This window comes from Frigoribacterium sp. 2355 (assembly GCF_054060695.1).
Window position 1 is genome coordinate 1 of sequence record NZ_JBSSDL010000001.1, and the last position, 16,509, is coordinate 16,509.

20 protein-coding genes are annotated in these 16,509 nt (G+C 71.4%); 8 read left to right on the forward strand and 12 right to left on the reverse strand.

Going from position 1 to position 16,509, the window contains the following annotated elements; all coding sequences use genetic code 11:
• Positions 1–245 precede the first annotated feature (245 nt).
• On the forward strand, positions 246–752 hold the full coding sequence (locus ACVJ1F_RS00005; protein WP_159825145.1) for a GNAT family N-acetyltransferase: 507 nt from the start codon (positions 246–248) through the stop codon (positions 750–752).
• A gap of 49 nt (positions 753–801) precedes the next feature.
• On the opposite strand, the gene ACVJ1F_RS00010 is transcribed toward ACVJ1F_RS00005, so the two are convergent.
• Entirely contained in the window at positions 802–1,533 is a 732-nt protein-coding gene (locus tag ACVJ1F_RS00010) for an SDR family NAD(P)-dependent oxidoreductase (protein WP_456884015.1), read from the reverse strand.
• Between the two features lie 85 nt (positions 1,534–1,618).
• Between ACVJ1F_RS00010 and ACVJ1F_RS00015 the strand changes: the two genes are divergently transcribed.
• Entirely contained in the window at positions 1,619–2,089 is a 471-nt protein-coding gene (locus ACVJ1F_RS00015) for a GNAT family N-acetyltransferase (RefSeq protein WP_456884016.1), read from the forward strand.
• Positions 2,090–2,483: 394 nt separating this feature from the next.
• Here ACVJ1F_RS00015 and ACVJ1F_RS00020 read toward each other — a convergent pair whose 3' ends face one another.
• From ACVJ1F_RS00020 to ACVJ1F_RS00030, 3 genes are all read right to left on the reverse strand, one after another.
• Entirely contained in the window at positions 2,484–2,852 is a 369-nt protein-coding gene (locus tag ACVJ1F_RS00020; RefSeq protein ID WP_456884018.1) for a hypothetical protein, read from the reverse strand.
• Between the two features lie 114 nt (positions 2,853–2,966).
• Positions 2,967–3,641, reverse strand: coding sequence for a DUF2625 family protein (locus ACVJ1F_RS00025; RefSeq protein ID WP_456884019.1), 675 nt, complete (start codon positions 3,639–3,641; stop codon positions 2,967–2,969).
• Between the two features lie 56 nt (positions 3,642–3,697).
• Entirely contained in the window at positions 3,698–4,501 is an 804-nt protein-coding gene (locus ACVJ1F_RS00030; RefSeq protein ID WP_456884021.1) for a DUF3885 domain-containing protein, read from the reverse strand.
• A 96-nt stretch (positions 4,502–4,597) separates the two neighbouring features.
• Between ACVJ1F_RS00030 and ACVJ1F_RS00035 the strand changes: the two genes are divergently transcribed.
• The 5 genes from ACVJ1F_RS00035 to ACVJ1F_RS00055 all read left to right on the forward strand — a co-directional run bounded on the left by ACVJ1F_RS00035 (position 4,598) and on the right by ACVJ1F_RS00055 (position 7,267).
• On the forward strand, positions 4,598–4,816 hold the full coding sequence (locus ACVJ1F_RS00035; protein WP_056044946.1) for a hypothetical protein: 219 nt from the start codon (positions 4,598–4,600) through the stop codon (positions 4,814–4,816).
• Positions 4,817–5,016: 200 nt separating this feature from the next.
• Positions 5,017–5,514: a helix-turn-helix transcriptional regulator gene (locus ACVJ1F_RS00040; RefSeq protein ID WP_456884023.1), complete on the forward strand. Its 498-nt coding sequence runs from the start codon at positions 5,017–5,019 to the stop codon at positions 5,512–5,514.
• A 53-nt stretch (positions 5,515–5,567) separates the two neighbouring features.
• On the forward strand, positions 5,568–6,137 hold the full coding sequence (locus ACVJ1F_RS00045) for a GNAT family N-acetyltransferase (RefSeq protein WP_456884025.1): 570 nt from the start codon (positions 5,568–5,570) through the stop codon (positions 6,135–6,137).
• Between the two features lie 131 nt (positions 6,138–6,268).
• Positions 6,269–6,793 (forward strand): DUF427 domain-containing protein, encoded by a 525-nt coding sequence (locus tag ACVJ1F_RS00050; protein ID WP_456884026.1) that lies wholly within the window; start codon positions 6,269–6,271, stop codon positions 6,791–6,793.
• 33 nt (positions 6,794–6,826) lie between these two features.
• Positions 6,827–7,267 carry a DoxX family protein gene (locus ACVJ1F_RS00055; RefSeq protein WP_173150784.1) on the forward strand — a complete coding sequence of 147 codons (441 nt, stop codon included), beginning with the start codon at positions 6,827–6,829 and terminating at the stop codon, positions 7,265–7,267.
• Positions 7,268–7,327: 60 nt separating this feature from the next.
• On the opposite strand, the gene ACVJ1F_RS00060 is transcribed toward ACVJ1F_RS00055, so the two are convergent.
• Positions 7,328–7,918 carry a hypothetical protein gene (locus ACVJ1F_RS00060; RefSeq protein WP_456884028.1) on the reverse strand — a complete coding sequence of 197 codons (591 nt, stop codon included), beginning with the start codon at positions 7,916–7,918 and terminating at the stop codon, positions 7,328–7,330.
• 287 nt (positions 7,919–8,205) lie between these two features.
• Between ACVJ1F_RS00060 and ACVJ1F_RS00065 the strand changes: the two genes are divergently transcribed.
• Positions 8,206–9,804: an MFS transporter gene (locus tag ACVJ1F_RS00065; protein WP_456884030.1), complete on the forward strand. Its 1,599-nt coding sequence runs from the start codon at positions 8,206–8,208 to the stop codon at positions 9,802–9,804.
• Here ACVJ1F_RS00065 and ACVJ1F_RS00070 read toward each other — a convergent pair.
• The 7 genes from ACVJ1F_RS00070 to ACVJ1F_RS00100 all read right to left on the reverse strand — a co-directional run bounded on the left by ACVJ1F_RS00070 (position 9,801) and on the right by ACVJ1F_RS00100 (position 16,459).
• Positions 9,801–10,343: a hypothetical protein gene (locus ACVJ1F_RS00070; RefSeq protein WP_456884031.1), complete on the reverse strand. Its 543-nt coding sequence runs from the start codon at positions 10,341–10,343 to the stop codon at positions 9,801–9,803. The genes ACVJ1F_RS00065 and ACVJ1F_RS00070 overlap by 4 nt on opposite strands.
• A 20-nt stretch (positions 10,344–10,363) precedes the next feature.
• A complete protein-coding gene (locus tag ACVJ1F_RS00075; protein WP_123569985.1) occupies positions 10,364–10,843 on the reverse strand; it encodes a heme-degrading domain-containing protein in 480 nt (159 codons plus the stop codon).
• A 124-nt stretch (positions 10,844–10,967) separates the two neighbouring features.
• The gene (locus ACVJ1F_RS00080; RefSeq protein WP_456884034.1) at positions 10,968–12,191 is read right to left on the reverse strand and encodes a glycosyltransferase; all 1,224 of its coding nucleotides are present in this window, start codon (positions 12,189–12,191) and stop codon (positions 10,968–10,970) included.
• A gap of 47 nt (positions 12,192–12,238) precedes the next feature.
• The gene (locus ACVJ1F_RS00085) at positions 12,239–13,114 is read right to left on the reverse strand and encodes a patatin-like phospholipase family protein (RefSeq protein ID WP_456884035.1); all 876 of its coding nucleotides are present in this window, start codon (positions 13,112–13,114) and stop codon (positions 12,239–12,241) included.
• 104 nt (positions 13,115–13,218) lie between these two features.
• A complete protein-coding gene (locus ACVJ1F_RS00090) occupies positions 13,219–14,268 on the reverse strand; it encodes an MBL fold metallo-hydrolase (protein WP_456884037.1) in 1,050 nt (349 codons plus the stop codon).
• A 94-nt stretch (positions 14,269–14,362) separates the two neighbouring features.
• A complete protein-coding gene (locus ACVJ1F_RS00095; RefSeq protein WP_456884039.1) occupies positions 14,363–15,394 on the reverse strand; it encodes an NADPH:quinone reductase in 1,032 nt (343 codons plus the stop codon).
• 102 nt (positions 15,395–15,496) lie between these two features.
• The gene (locus ACVJ1F_RS00100) at positions 15,497–16,459 is read right to left on the reverse strand and encodes an acetylxylan esterase (protein WP_456884040.1); all 963 of its coding nucleotides are present in this window, start codon (positions 16,457–16,459) and stop codon (positions 15,497–15,499) included.
• Positions 16,460–16,509: the final 50 nt, after the last annotated feature.

The following is a 16,509-nucleotide window of genomic DNA, read 5'->3' on the forward strand; positions in this document are numbered from 1 at the left end:
GCGACCAGCCACTCGCCTCGACGAGCTCGAGTTCCTCCGGGCCCGTGGGCCGCCAGAGCACAACGCTGCTGTCAGCGTCCGATCGTGTGGTCATGGGAACAGAATGCTGGATGGAACGCTCATTTCCTAGCTGTTTACCCGTCGACGTGGGCGAGCGTCGACGAGGCTCCTCCGCGGCGCCCGATAGACGATCGGTGAGCGAACAGCTAAAGCATTGAGGGGCATCCTCGCGCCACACTTGATGGGTGACACGCATCGTTCAGGCCGAGACCGGCGACGCGGACGCGATCGGTCTCTTTCAGACCCGTTGCTGGGAGCAGACGTACAGAGGTATCGCCCCGGACGAGTTCCTCGACGCGACGACCACTCAGACTCGAGCCAATCGCTGGGCAGAACGGATCGCTAACGGTTCTCGTCGGGTATCAATGGCCTTGTCTGACGACGGCCTCCTCCTCGGCGTCGCCAGCACCACACGTCCCGACCAGGCCGTCGGTGGTCTGCCGGCGCTGGAGCTGTCCACGATCTATGTCGATGAGCGAGCGCACGGCACCGGTGTTGCTGCCCAATTGCTGCAGGTAGCGCTCGGGGATGAGGACGCGCACTTGCTCGTGTTCTCGTTCAACGAGCGAGCGCAGCGTTTCTACTCCAAGCACGGCTTTCACCACACCGGGGACAGCCAGACCGACCCCGGAACGGGACTAGAGGAACAACGATGGGTACGCCAAGGACTACAGCAAGCTCCGTTCCGATAGGGGATCGTCCATCGAGGCAGCGTGTGCTCACTGCTGCGCGACGTCGCGGTTAGAGGCCTCCCGCGACCCTGAGGGTCGCCCCCGTCGTGTAGGCCGCGTCTGAGGAAAGCAGCCACGTCACGGCTCCGGCGATCTCATCGGGCATGCCGGCTCGTCCGAGGGGTATGGACGAGGCGACCTTCGCGGGCCGGTCGGGGTCTTGGTGAAAGTCCGTCCACACGGTGCCTGGTTCTACGCAGTTGACGCGTATGCCGTCGGCGGCGACTTCTTTGGAGAGCCCCAGGCTCAGAGCGGCCACGCCGGCCTTGGCGGCGGCGTAGTGCACATAGCTCCCAGGGCTGCCGAGGGTTGCCGCTGCCGATCCGATCAGGACGAGAGACCCGCCTGCTCTGGCCAAGTGGTGCACTGCGGCACGGCTGGTCAGGACGGCACCGAGGAGGTTGACCTCGAGGTCCTCCTTGAGGTCGGCGGGGTCGAGATCGAGGAGTCGACCGACACCTCGGACGGCACCCGCAGCAGCGACGACGCCGGTCAGCTGCCCCAAGTTCTGCGCTTCTCCCAGGAACGCGTCGAGCGATTGGGGGTCTGTCACATCGACGGCTGCGGTCACCGCTTCGCGCCCGAGGGCTCGAACTTCAGCTGCTACACGAGTCGCGGCGTCGGCATCGTCGCGGTAGCCGATGATCACATGGTGTCCTTCGGCTGCTAGTCGTCGCACGACCGCTGCTCCGATGCCGCGAGATCCGCCAGTGACGGCTGTGACTGGTACGAGGTTCTGCATGCCGCCATCCTCGTGGACGGAAGCAACCGGGCTGGCATCGGCACCGCCCGGTAGGGGATCGTGCTCCGGTCGCTACCGTGAACGAATGACAGTCACGCTGATCACCCTGTCGTCGGACGACTGGAGAGTCTGGCGCTCCTTGAGGCTTGCGGCGCTGGCTGAGGCCCCGAATGCTTTTGGCTCTCGGTTGGCCGACTGGATCGATGCTGATGAGAGCCGGTGGCGCGAGCGCCTCTCTATCCCAGGGGCGATCGACCTCGTAGCCCTTGATGGAGGAGCGGGCAGTCCGATCGGCATGGTGACCGGAACGCCGTCAGCACGGCCCGGTGCTGGCGCAGAACTCATCTCCATGTGGGTGGACCCCGCCGCACGAGGACAGGGAGTGGCGACCTTGCTCATCGACGCCGTCGCAACGTGGGCAGCAGCCGCAGGGGCACCGCGCCTCGAGCTGTCGGTCATGGCCCAGAACGAGCCCGCCCGGCGCACCTACGAGAGGAGCGGATTCGCCGTCGCAGCCAGCTCCAGGGATGAGCTCACGATGATACGGGCTCTCTGACGGCGGCAGCCGACTGGCACGCCCGCCTCCTGCCCGACAGGGGATCGATTACCGAACTGGCGGTGGCAGTCAGCTACTTCCAGCGTCGACGCCAACGCTCGGCGTATGTCGCAAAGGCGAGCATTGCGAGACCTAAGACATACCCGAGCGCTATCCACCCTCAGCCCGGAAGGGCAAGACTTCGTCCCGAGGTCCATTCCACGAAGTCGTCGGGACCACTCGTCGCCCACCGGTAGGAGCTGTAAGCAATGGAGAGGACACCGGCGATGTAGAAGGCGATGACCGCCCAAAGTGCCGGCTTACGTGTGGGCTTGGGCATGCGTTCGACCGTAGAGCGAATGCGCCTCACAAATCTGCCCGATAGCCGATCGACCACCGGCCGAATGGCAGCAGCTCAGCTGGTCCGTCCTCGGCGGATCACGACGGCTCTGGCGACGCCGATGACGAGGAGCAGGCCTATAACTGCTGGGCCGTAGGTGAGCCCGGTAAGAATCCACGCATCGCCAGCCCCTCGCGTCGTCTCGATGACTGCCCCATTCATGTAGGTGCACTCGCGGCCCAGCGGCCAGGCAGAGAACGAACCGGAAACGAGCTGGGCCTCGCCAGAAGAATGTCCGAGAAAGGGCCCATCGACGGCGCACTTGTATGTCACGCCCTTATAGACGTAGACCAGCCGTACGGCGAGGAAGAACGCTCCCGACGCTACGAGGAGTGCGACGCCAGCCAAGCCCTGCAGGCGGTAGGACGTGAAGAGGGGGCGCATGTATCTACTCAAGAGGCCGTGCGAGTAAGACGCATCCACCGTGAGGGCGACTCTAGGGACGGCACCCTGCTCCTGTCCCGTTAGGGGATCGGTTTCCGGCACGGTGGGGACGATTCAGGGCCACGTCGCTTGGACGCCGCGATCGGTTCCGAATTGAGTAGCGATGTCGTTGTGCACGGCGAGCAACTCCGCCATGGGCACGGCCCGCTTGCTGGCGCTGCTGACGTCCTTTCCCTCTGCCGTGAACGGTTGAGGGTAGAGAGACAAGCCTTGCCTCGGCTGCAGTGTGGCGATGTCGGCCTGCCACCCCGGCCACCGGAGGGACTCGTAGAAGCTCGTGGTCGCACCGGCGAGCATCCTGGTCACAAAGGCCGCGTGGCCCAACTCGAGGTCTTCCCAACTCAAGGAGTCGACCGAGAAGTGGTGGACGGAGCCGTTGCCTGTGCCGAGGGCACCCCCGTCCAGGGCGAAGACGCCGCCCAATACGTCGAACGCAACCACCAGCAGCCCCGTGGTGCCGGCACTGGCCTGGTCGAGACCAGGCAGGCCATCGGCGCTGGAACTACCTCCGAGGAGGCGCAGCCACCCGTCGTCCACCATGACGCCAGAAGTGTTGCGAGCGAACGCGCCGAGAAAGGAGCCTGTGCCAAGTCCCAGTGTCGCCGCGGTGGCTGAGGCGTCGTCTGGTGGGCACACCATGACATTCAGGGGCGAGGTGGCGATGAGGTTCGACAACTCGGACCAGGCGTCACCTCGAGAATCGACCATGCCTCGATTGTGGTCCACCATCGGGTCTTCTCGCGGTCGGGGCGTGAGCTTCTGCCCACACGAGGGTGACCTACCGGTCACGTCGGCGTCGTGTCCTCTCCGACATGGCCCTCTTGCTCGTTCCCGTCTTCGTCGTCGAAGTCGACGACACCCAAGCCTTGACGCATCTCGCGCGTTGTCGCGCTTCGGCTCCATGAGTATGCGCCCGGCCAGCCGCTGGGAGGAAGCCAGGGTGCAAGCCAATCGGCGAGGGTCGCAGCGTCGTCCGGGTCGCACAAGACGACGTCGACGCCGCCGTCGTAAGCACTGATCGCCCAGCTCAGGTCCTCGGCCAAGAGGATGAGGTCGTCGTCGTGTTCGTGGACGAGCATGACCAAGGCGTCGAGGAGGCGATCCTCGACTGGGCCTGTCGTGAACGAGTGCGTCGGCAGCGGCCACTCCTTCCCGTCCTCGTCTTCCCCGTCCTCATCCCGGTCGGAGTCTTGCCAGTCCACGTCGGTCCCGAAATCCATGGGCGGGTCGGTGACCCATGACTCGAGGTGGGGAAGAACTGACAGCGCCCGATCGCGCAAGGGCCCGGGCCGAGGGTCGTCGGCAAGCACGATCACCATGGCGGGCAGATCCGTCAGTTGCTCGACAGCGCGGACGATTCGTCGGAAGCGACGGCGGACCGCCCGGGCATCACGACGGTGACGAATCTGTTGCCTGCCCTCGGTCAGCGTGTGGAAGCGCACCCATGCCTCCGGCCGCGCTTCTCGGGGTGCCCACCGCCAGGGCAGCACACCCTGCCATTGGACATTCCACCGGTCGAGGAGGGCCTGCGCTCGAGGGGACCCGCCGGGTGTCAGCGTGAGCGGTGGCGTCGAGTCGGTGTCGGTCACGGGGCGATCCTTCCATAGGGCGGCAGGCGGTCGGCGAGGTGGCTGCCGGTCAGTGGCCCGCGCACAGGAGTTGGTCGTCTGGGCCATCCTCATCACATGCAGTTCTCGTGGTGGACCTGGTCGGGGCTCGTGATCGTCGCCCTCGGGGGACTCGGGCTGATCGGACGCGCCTGTGTGATGGCCGTTCGCCGAGACGGCATCGCGGGGGCCAGGGCGGAACGCGGTCCGAGCGCTCCGTGGTTCTGGTCCGGAATCGGGTTGCTCGTGGTGACCGGTGTCGTACTGGCCCTCTGGGTCCTCGCGCTCGACAGCTGACTGGCTCACGTGCAGCTCTGACCGGGCGGCCAGCCGTCCGGATGGACGATCTTTCATCGGACCCCATCTGAGACCGAGGTCTGCTGCGGTGGAGGTGATGATCGGGACTGGGGCCCCGAGGTGTTCTGTCGTGAGGGTGTCGGCTGTTTGTCGGGTCCGTGTCGTGGACCTCGGGGCTGGTCGTTCTTAGTGTGAGGTGCATGAACGAGACACGGATCGTCGATCTCCGGACCCAGATGGGTTGGACCCAGGAACGCCTCGCAGACGCGAGCGGCGTGACCGTCCGCACCGTCCAGAGGCTCGAGGCGGGCAATGACGGGAGCCTCGACACGCTGTCGCGGGTGGCGAAGGCCTTCGGCGTTCCAGTCCGTGACCTCTTCGTCACCGTCACCGAGGACGACTACGGCCGCTCGGTCACCGCCCTCGACGAGCGGACGACTCGCCAGCAGGATCGGCGAGGCCGGGTCGAGGAGGGCTTCCGAGCCCTGTACTACGGCGTGGGCGTGCTCGTCACGATCACCGTGGTCGTCGCAGTCGCCACCGACGTCGTGCCGAACGTCGTGATCTTCTCGATTCCCGCCTACTGGGTCGCCGGGTGGTTGCTGTCGATGTTCTTGTTCCTCGTCGTCCTCAGCCCCCGCCTGGACCGCGCCTATCCCCTCTCCCGTGCCGCCACGGATGAGGCGACGAGCGGGTAGCCACAGCGTGTCGATGGACGACGACCGTCCGGTCGACCTGCGAAGCTCGGGTCATGTCATGGCCCCGGGCTGACGCCCTTCGAACGGATCGTCTCTCTCTCGAGCCGCTCGCCGTGGAGCACGCGAGCGAGATGGTGGTCGCTCTGGCGCCACAGGATCTGTACCGGTTCACGGGTGGGGAGCCTCCGACGCTCGAGGAACTCGAAGCGCGTTATCGCCGTCAGTCGACGGGTCAGTCCGAAGAGGGACGTGCCGTGTGGCTGAACTGGATCATGCGATCTGCTGGCGGTGGGCCGGCCGTCGGATTCGTCCAGGCGACGCTCACACGCGAGGGCGCTGACCTCGTCGCTGATCTCGCGTGGTTGGTCACGGCCTCGGAACAGGGTCGCGGTCTCGCCGGGGAGGCGGCGACAGCCGTCGTGACGTGGCTGACCTCGCTGGGTGTCGGGCGTCTTCAGGCCTACGTCCACCCCGACCACGAGGCGTCAGCCCGGGTGGCCCGTCGGCTCGGGCTCGTACCCACGTCGACGGTCGTCGACGACGAGATCCTCTGGGAAGCCGTCGTCGCTCCCATGGCACAGCGGCACGAGGGCGTCCGTCAGCCGATCGTCCAGCGGGGGTAGGTGCAGATCGGCCGTCGGGCATCAGCCTCGTGGTGGAGTCGGGGCTCGTCCGGCCACCCCAACCGGCCACGGGGGCGACGGCTGCGGGCGACCCGGTGCGGCGTCCCAGCCCCGCGGCGCATCATGAGGCCATGCCCGCCTTCCGCCGCCCCTCCCGTCCGTCCCACCCCGTCCGCGTCGAGCCCGGCCCCGGGCAGGAGTCCGTGTGGGACTACCCCCGCCCGCCGCGCGTCGAGCCCCGCACCGAGCGCGTCGTCGTCCGTCTCGGCGGCGTCGTGGTGGCCGACACGACGGCCGCGATCCGCGTGCTCGAGACGAGCCACCCGCCCGTCTACTACCTGCCCCGCTCGGACTTCGCCGCAGGAGCCCTGTCTCGCGCCGAGGGGCGAAGCCTCTGCGAGTTCAAGGGCCAGGCCGGCTACCTCGACGTGACCGGCGGGGGAGTCGTCGCGCGCCGCGCCGGCTGGTCCTACGCCGAGCCCTGGCCCGGCTACGAGTCCCTCGTCGACCACGTCGCGCTGTACCCGGGCGCCATGGACTCCTGCGAGATCGACGGCCAGGTGGTCCAGGCGCAGGAGGGCGACTTCTACGGCGGCTGGATCACCGCGAACCTGGTCGGTCCGTTCAAGGGCGCACCCGGCACGATGGGCTGGTAGGGACGAGGGCCCCGACAGGAGGAGACTGGACGGATGTCCAGACGACCCCGCCCCCGCCCCACGTCCCTCGCCCGCACCCTGGGCCGCATCGCCCTCGGTGGCGCCCTGGTCTTCGCCGGCACGAGCCACCTCACGTTCGCCCGTGAGCCGTTCCAGGCCCAGGTGCCCGAGTGGTTGCCGCTCGACGACGACTTCGTCGTGCTCGCCTCCGGCGTCGTCGAGATCGGCATCGGCGCGGCCCTCGTCGTCGCCCCCAAGCACCGCGTGACGGTCGGCTGGGTCGCCGCGGCGTTCTTCACCGCGATCTTCCCCGGCAACATCTCGCAGCTCGTCACGCACACCGACGCGTTCGGCCTCGACACCGACGGCAAGCGCGCCTTCCGCCTGGTCTTCCAGCCGCTGCTCGTCCTGCTGTCGCTCTGGTCGACGGGCGCCTGGCGCGACCGTCGCAGCATCGGCCGCCGCGCCAAGTAGTCACGGTCGGCCCCGACGGGCCCCGTCCGGCCGACCGGCCCCGACCCGAGGAGGCGCGGCTCAGCTCGACAGCGCCGCCACGACCACCTCGGCGTCGGGGAACCACTTCGCGTAGTGGTCGGGGTCGGCGTTGACCTGGACGGCGTGCGCCGCCTGGGTCGGGGTGAGGTCCTTCCAGCCCGGGATGGCCACGAGCTTCGTGAAGAAGCTGGTCGCCGCCGTGTAGGGGTCCATCCGCTGCTCGTAGGTGCCCCACTGGCCGTTGTCCCGTTGCTGGAAGAGCCCTCGGCTGTCGGGCCCGACGGCGTCGCCGTAGTCGATGTTGCGAAGGCTCGACTCACCCATCGCGGTCATCACGCCGATCGCCTGGGTGTGCTCCCCGATGCCCTGCGCCCGGGCGGCCAGCATGATGTACGCGGCGTTCACCAGCCGGTCCTGGCAGTACCCGGCGACCGGCCCGGCCGGCACCTCGATGTCGCCGACCATCACCGGGTCGACCTCGGGGCAGGCCGGCACGGGCGTCGACGTGATCGCCGTGACGTCCTCGTCGCGGGGCGCCGTGAGCGCCGAGACGACCATCGCGACGGCGACGACGAAGGCGACGAGCCCCACGCCGAACACGACGGAGACGGCGATCAACACGCGGCGCACGGCGGGCCTCCTGAGGGTCGGGTGGGGTGGCGATCAGCGGGTGGCGACCCGCACGGAAGTCGTCGTCGAGGATAGGCGATCCGCTCGGCAGTTCGTCCCGCGTCGGCTGGGGGGTGGGTGTGCCTCCCTCCGAATGCCCTGGCAATGCGCCGCCGACATGCCGGTAACGTTGCCCGCCGTCGACCCGACCACTCGGGCCGCGGCAGCCGGGCACCGCCCCTCCGCAGCTCGATCGCCGCGGCGCCCGTCCCTGCGACCGGCGCCCGAGATCCAGAGGAACGTCGTTCATGGGAACCCCACCCACCCCTGCCCGCGAGACCCGTCCCGACCACCCGACCCGCGCCTCCGGACGGAGGCGCCCGCGGCGTCTGCGCGTCGACGACGTCACCGTCGTCGACCCGGCGATGATGAAGCGCGCCATCGGCGGCACCGTCGTCGGCAACACCATGGAGTGGTACGACGTCGGCGTCTACGGCTACCTCGCCGTCACGATGGGCCGGGTCTTCCTGCCCGAGGCCGACCCGTCGCTGCAGATCCTCTTCAGCCTCGGCGTCTTCGCCTCGACCTACGTCGCGCGTCCGCTCGGCGGGGTCGTCTTCGGCCGCCTCGGCGACCGGGTCGGACGTCAGAAGGTGCTCGCGACCACGCTCATCCTGATGGCGGGCGCGACCTTCCTGATCGGCGTGCTGCCCGACTTCGCCGCGATCGGCGCCCTCGCCCCGATCGCCCTCGTCGTGCTCAAGCTGCTGCAGGGCTTCTCGACCGGTGGTGAGTACGCCGGGGCGACGACGTTCGTCAGCGAGTACTCACCCGACAAACGGCGCGGGTTCTTCGCGAGCATCCTCGACCTCGGCAGCTACCTGGGCTTCGCGCTCGGCGCCGCGGTCGTGTCGGTGCTGCAGCTGCTGACCACCGAGCAGCAGATGCTCGACTGGGCCTGGCGCCTGCCCTTCCTGCTGGCCGGCGTGCTCGGCGTCGTCGCCATCTACTTCCGCCTGAAGATCGAGGAGTCGCCCGCGTTCCAGGCGACGCAGGACGCGCAAGAGAACAAGGTCGGCGAGATCGCCGACGCGCAGGGCCGTCCGCGCAACACCCTCGCCCTCGTCCGGCAGCACTGGCGTCCGATCGTCATCGCGATCGGCCTCGTCGCCGCCTCCAACACCGTCGGCTACGCGCTGACCAGCTACATGCCGACCTACCTGACCGACTCGCTCGGCTACGACCCGCTGCACGGCACGCTGCTGACCATCCCGGTGCTCGTGCTGCTCGCCCTGCTGTTGCCCGTCGCCGGGCGCCTCAGCGACCGCATCGGCCGACGTCCCGTCATGTGGCTCGGTGCCGCATCGGTGCTGCTGCTCGCCCTGCCCGCGTTCCTCCTGATCGGCGTCGGCAGCATCGCGACGACCCTCGCCGGGCTGTCGCTGCTCGCCGTGAGCGTCGCGCTCTGGGTGTCGAGCCAGGCGTCGTCGCTGCCCGCGCTCTTCCCGACCGCGAGCCGCTACGGCGCGATGGGCGTGTCGTACAACGTCGCGATCGCCGTGTTCGGCGGGACGACGCCCCTGATCATCCAGGCGCTGCTGCAGGCGACCGGCAACGAGCTCGTGCCGGCGTTCTTCCTGATGGCGACCTCGCTGGTCGGAGCCGTCGCGGTGTGGTTCATGAAGGAGTCGTCGCAGCGCCCGCTGCCCGGCTCGATGCCGAGCGTGGCCACCGAGGCCGAGGCGCACGAGCTCGTCGAGACGCAGGACGCCAACCCGAACATCGACCTCGGCGACCTGCCCTTCCTCGACGCCGAGCCCGCCCAGCCCGTGGACCCCGCCGAGCCTGACGAGCCCGCGGCGACGACCGCGTCCGCTGCGTCGCCCTCGCGGGGGACCGTGCGCTAGAGCAGTTCGGCCCGATCGGCGAGGTACGCGGCGAGATCGCGGACCTCGCCGATCGCCGTGCCCCACCGCACGAGGGCGTGCCCGTCGCGGACGAGGAGGCGCTGCTCGCCGCCCTGCAACGCCGCGGTCGACAGGTCCACCGGTTCGTACCCGTAGTTGACGACCTCGCCCTCGGCGAAGTGGCCGCGCACGGCCGCCCGCCGTTCGGCCTTGCGCTGCTCGACCTGGGCGGACAGGTGCTGCGAACGGGTCGGTGTGACCGCCCGGGTGATGCGTCCGGTCTCGAAGACGCGGCCGTCGGTGCCGAGCAGCAGCACGCCGAGTCGCCAGGCGCGCCCGGCGGGCTCGAGCGACTCGGCGGTCTTCACCACGACGATGCGCCGGGCGGGCTTGTGGCGGGCGAGGGCCTCGGTGCGCGCCCCGCGCGCGGCCAGGTCGGCGGCCGCCTGCTCGACGAGGGTGCGGAGCGAGGCGGCCGCCTCGTCGTCGCACGGGGACTCGGGGGCCGGCACCGCGCCTCCTGCGGTCGGGTCGTCCACGTGATGCTCGGGCGGTGGGCTCAGGCGTCGTAGCCGTGGTCGAGGAAGTCCTCGATCACGTCGACGACGAACGCGTGGTCGTCGGCCTGCGGCAGGCCGGAGACGCCGGCCGAGCCGACGACGCCGACGCCCGTGACCCGCACGGGGAACAGCCCGCCGTGCGCCGCGTAGAGGCCGGTGTCGAGGCGCGACTTCTCGTCGAACGTGCCGCCCTGCACCCGGAACGACTCGCCCACCCGGTACGAACTCTGCCCGTAGCGCTCGACCACGCGGGCCTTGCGGTCGAGCCACTCGTCGTTGTCGAGGCTGCTGCCGGGCAGGGCCGCGTGGAACGCCCGCTGCCGACCGTGCCGCACGGTGACCGCGACGGCGAGGTCGCGGCGTCGGGCCTCGGCCAGGAGGTGGGCGCCCAGGTCGAGGGCGACGTCGAGGGTGAACCGCCGGAAGACGAGGCGCTCTTCTTGTTCGATGAGGGTCTGGAGCAGGGTGTCGTCGGTCATCGGTGGCCTCCTGGGGTGGTCGGGCGAGCTGGTGGGTCGGCACGGGCGCGCGGCGGCGCGCCGTCGCGGGACGACCCGAGCCTAGGCCCGGCCCCCGTCAACGGGCTGGTGGCGTCGGGAGGGGTCAGGCCGAGGCCGCGGCGCAGGGCGACCCCTGGCGGGCGAGCGACCCGCAGTAGACGCCCACGAGGTCGTCGGCCGAACGCGACCACGGGTGGTCGAGGGCGTGGGACCGGGAGGCGCGCGAGAGCCGGTCGCGCAGCCCGGCGTCCGCGAGCACCTGCGTCATCGCCCGGGCCCAGGCCTGCGGGTCGCGCTGCGGCAGCACGATGCCCGTGACGCCGTCGACCACCGACTCGCGGAGGCCGCCCGACGCCGCGGCGATCACCGGGACCCCGCTGGCCGCGGCCTCGAGAGCGATGAGCCCGTAGGTCTCGGAGTGGGAGGGCACGAGCACGAGGGCTGCGTCGCGCAGCAGTGCGGCGAGGCCGGGCCGTGACCGCGGGCCCAGGAAGTGCACGGTGAGGTCGAGGTCGTCGCTCAGGGTGCTCAACTCGGACTCGTACCCGGCGAACTCGGTCGAGGCGCCTCCGGCGATGACGAGGTCGGGGCGCACCTCGGCGGGGACCGCCGCCACCGCGCGCAGGGCGAGGTCGGGTGCCTTGAGCGGTTCGAGTCGCCCCGCCACGACGACGTACGGGCGGCCCGGGGCGGTCCGGCCCGCCTCCGCCGGGTGGAAGAGCTCGCCGTCGACGCCCGGCAGGACGACGTGGACGCGGTCGGGCGAGCCGCCGAGACGGGAGGTGACGGTCCCGGCCTCGGCGTGGCTGATCGCGACCACGGCGTCGGACTCGCGGGCGACCCGTTCTTCGCCGGCGATCCTGCCGGGGGACTCGGCGCGTTCGCCGTGCGAGAGGGGGGTGGAGTCGTGGGCGGCGATCGAGTGGAAGCTCTGCAGGTGGGGCACGCCGAGGGCACGGGCGACGGGAAGCGCGGCCATGCCCGAGAACCAGTGGTGCGAGTGGACGACGTCCCACGGGCCGAGCTCGGCGAGCCGGTCGCGGAACTCGTCGACGTAGAGCTCGTTGCGCCCCTTCGTGACCGGTTCGGCCGGGCCGGCGTCGAGGAACCGCAGCGTGACGCCGGGGGCGAGGGCCAGGCTCGCCGGCTCGTCGGGCGAGGACCGGCGGGTCAGGATCTCGACCTCGTGGCCCGCGGCGCCGAGCGCCTCGGCCTGGTTGCGGACGACGACGTTCATGCCGCCGACGTCGCCCGACCCGGGCTCGGCACCGGGGGACGTGTGCAACGACACGAGGGCGATGCGGAGCGGGGAGGAGGCGGTGGTCACTTCCCGAGGGTACCGGCCCACCGCCCCCGCGGTCTGCGCGTCGCCGGTCAGGCGACCCCGCCCGCCCAGAAGGCCCGGACGTCGTCGAGCACGGCCTCGGCCTGTCGGCGACCGGCCTCCGCCGCGGGGCGACGGGTGGTCGTCGCGAGGACGTCGGTGCCGAACGCCTGCAGGGACTCGGCGTCCGCCTGGACGACCAGGACGTCCCGGCCGGCGGTGCGGCGCGCCTCGACGACCTGCGGCAGCGTCGGGCCGAGCGGCGAGACGTCGAGCTCGGGTCCGCACGACAGCACGAGCACCCGGTCGTAGTCCTCGGCGAGGTCGGCGTTGGTGCCCGAGCGCACGCCGCCGTCCATGGTCGGGCGGCCGTCGACGTCGACGGTGGGCCAGACGACGGGCACCGAGCAGCTCGCGGCCACGGCCCGGTACAGGTCGACGTCCGAGCCGGCGTCCAGCGGACGGAACGAGCCGTCGGTGGCGTCCACGGTGCAGACGGTCAGGGCGGCGTCGGGCCAGGCCACGCCTCCGAAGCGCTCCCGCATGGCGGTGACGAGTTCGGGTTCGTCCGCGACCACGGGCGTCTCGCGCGCCAGGGCGCCGATGCGGGCCCGCGCCTCCTGCTGGTCGGTCGCCCCGGCGAGGGCCTGCCCGAGGGTCTGCTGGAACACCTCGGGGTCGATCGAGCCCGAGGGCAGCTCGGTCACGGCCTCGAACTGCTCCCGCAGGCCCTCGTCCACGCGGCCGAGCCGCACCATCGTCCCGACGACCGATCCGGCCGAGGTGCCGACGACGAGGTCGGCCTCGTCCACGGGCACGCCCGCCTCGAGCAGCCTCGACAGCACGCCGAGCTCCCAGGCGATGCCGGTGATGCCGCCACCGCCCAGGACGAGGGCGGTGCGAGTGGGGGTCGTGGTCGTGCTCATGTCTCTCCTCGGTCGTGGTGGCGGTCCGGGCAGGAGGCGCGGTGCGTCCCCCGGGGCCGCGCTCGACACTAGGCCGGTCACCTCGCCACGTCCTCGGGCGGGTGTCAGGCGGCGCGCAGCTCGTCGGCGCGGCCGAGGTCCTGCACGTGCCACTCGGTCTGTGCGAGGGCGGAGCCGAGCCGGTAGCCGTGCAACGAGGCGATGCCGCCGCTCCACGACATCCGCTCGGCGACCTGCCACACCGTCGGCCGGTCGAGCGCGTCCAGGGCGGCGGCCGCGTCACGGCTGCGGTCGGCGCGGTGCGCGATCAGGGCCTCGGCCCGTGCGCGGAGGCCGACGAAGCGGTACTCGTGGCCGGGGCACACCTCGAGGGCGTCGGGGCCGGCGACGTCGAGCGCCACCATGCGGTCGAGCGAGGCGAGGTAGTCGGTCAACGGGTTCGCTCCCGTACGCCCGCCGAGGCCGATGCCGGGGTTGATCCGCGGCAGTACGTGGTCGCCCGTGAAGACGAGTCGCTGCTCGGGCTCGACGAAGCAGAGGTGGCCCGCCGTGTGCCCCGGGGTGTGCACGGCCCGCAGCAGCCGTCCCGCGACGGGCAGCACGTCGCCGTCGCCGAGCAGCAGGTCGGCGGTGAGCGCGGGCAGGTGGCGACCCGACCCCCACGACGCGACCAGCGCCTGCTGGTCGTCCCGGGGCGCGCCCCACCGGGCGATGTCGGCGTCGGCGGCCGCGGCGTCGGACGGCCGTTCGCCCAGCGCGCGCTGCTCGGCGGCGTGCAGGGCGATCCGGGCGCCGGAGGCCCGGCGCAGCGCCTCGGCTCCGCCCAGGTGGTCGGCGTGCAGGTGGGTCACGGCGATCAGCTCGACGTCGGCCAGCGAGTGGTCGACGTCGGCGAGGGCGCTCTCGAGGCGGTCGAGGTTGGCGTCGACTCCCCACCCGGGATCGATGACCGTCAGGGCGCCGTCGGAGCCCTCGACGACGTAGCCCAACGAGTGGTCGTCGATGCCGTCGCCGAACTCGAACGCGACCGACCAGACGCCGTGCCGGACCTCCTCCACGGGCGGCAGTGCGCCGCGACGGACGGCGTCGGCCTGCACGGGGCTGAGCGGCACGGGAGGGGCAGGAGGCGCGGGTCGGCTGGTGGCGTCGGTCACCCCGCGAGCCTAGCCAGCGCCGCCCGCACCGACCCGCGTCCGTCGCGGCGGCGTCGGGCCACGCGCAGCCCGTCGTCGACGCGGCGCAGGTCGACTACTCGGCGGAGACCTCGATCAGCACCTTGCCGACCACGTCGCCCTCGACGGCCTCGTGGGCGGCGGCCGTGTCGGCGAGCGGGAAGGTGTGCAGCGGCAGGCCGGCGGCCTCGCCGACCGGCAGCACGCCGTCGCGCAGGGCCGCGGTGACGTCCTCGACGGCGGCCTGCAGCGCCTCCTCGCCCACGGTGTAGAGCAGGACGAACTGGAACCGGGTGTTCGTGATCATGTTCGCCCGGATCGGGATGGTCGTCGTGTCGCCGCCGTTGTCGGCGTAGATCGCCACGGAGGCGCGGTGGGCGACGACGTCGGCCAGCAGGTCGGCGTTCTGCGAGATGGCGACCTCGACGACGACGTCGACGCCGGCGGGGGCGATCTCGCGGATGCGGGCGGCGGCGTCGTCCGTGCGGTAGTTGACGACGTGGTGGGCACCGGCGGCCGTGGCCAGGGCGGCCTTCTCGTCGCTGCTGATGGTCGTGACGACGGTGGCGCCGGCCCAGCGGGCGAGCTGGATGGCGGCGTGACCGACCGCACCCGCGCCTCCGGCGACGAGGACGACGGCACCGTCGAGGCTGCCGGGGATCAGGCGGCTCGGGCCGTCCTCCCACACGGTGAGCGCGCGGTGGGCGGTCATGGCGGGGACGCCGAGGCTCGCACCGACGTCCAGGCCGACGCCGTCGGGCAGCGGGACGACGCGGGACGCGGGCAGGACGGTGAACTCCTGCGCGGTGCCGGTGGGGCGCTGGTGGGCCGAGAGGTAGGTCCAGACGCGGTCGCCGACCGACAGGCCGGTGACGCCCTCGCCGACGGCGTCGACGACGCCCGAGCCGTCCTGGTTGGGCGTGACCTCGGGGAACGGCAGCGACTCGCCGGGCCCACCGCCTGCGCGGGACTTCCAGTCGGTGGGGTTGACGCCCGAGAACACGACGCGCACCCGCACCTCGCCGGCGGCGGGTTCGGGCAGGTCGCGGTCGACGAGCTGCAGCACGGTGGGGGCGGGTCCGGTCTCGGAGTACACGATCGACTTCATGCCCGGAGCCAACCAGACCCGGCCCCGCCGTGTTCCCTCCCGAGCGCGGTCGGACTCGGCCCCCGAGCTCGGCCCCCGCTCGGCCCCGGGCCCAGCCCCGGCTCAGGACCCGGCGTCGCGGAACAGGGCGAGCGCCAGCAGGTCGTCCTCGAACCCGCCGCCCTCGTGCCCGTTGTACGGCCAGACCGTGACGTCGGCCGCCCCGGCGTACGCGTGGAACGCGCCGAACACCGTCGACGGCGGGCAGGTCGGGTCCATCAGCGCCGTCGTGAACAGGGCCGGGGCCGTGGCCCGCCTCGCGAAGTTGACGCCGTCGAAGTACGCGAGGACGTCGTGCACCGAGGAGGCACGGTGCCGGTGGACCGCCAGGTAGCGTCCGATCTCCTTGTACGGGTCGGCGTCGGTGATGACGGTCGCGCGCCGGAAGTCGCAGAGGAACGGCACGTACGCCGCGACGGCGGCGAGGTCGGGGACGAGTCCCGCGACGGCGAGGGCGATGCCGCCGCCCTGGCTGCCGCCGACGACGGACACCCGGGAGGCGTCGACGACGTCGAGCCCGCGCGCGGCCTCGACGGCGCGGACGGCGTCGGCGAACACCCGGCGGTAGTAGTAGGTCTCCCGCGAGTCGATGCCCCGCGTCATGACGCCGGGGTGAGCGGGACCCGAGCCGTCCGGGTCGGGGGTGGCGCCGAGGCTCCACCCCGAGCCCTGGCCGCGGGTGTCCATCTGCAGGTGAGCGAAGCCGGCCGACGACCAGAAGAGGTTCTCGACGGCGGCGCCGCGACCGCCGCCGTAGCCGACGAACTGCACGACCGCCGGCAACGGTCCCTCCGCTGCGGCCGGCACGCGCAACCAGGCCCGCACGGGCTGACCCGCCCACCCGGAGAACGTCACGTCGTAGACGTCGACCGTCGTCAGCCCCGTGTCGACCCGGTCGACCCGCAGGTCGAGCGGGTGCGCCCGCGTCTCGGCGAGTGTCGTCGCCCAGAACTCGTCGAAGTCGTCGGGGTCGGTCTGGGTGCTGCGGTACTCCCGCAGGGCGGGTTCGGGCAGGTCGGTGAACATGCCCCCTTGTCTACCGCAGCCCGCGACGACAGCCGAGGAGGCGCGGTGCA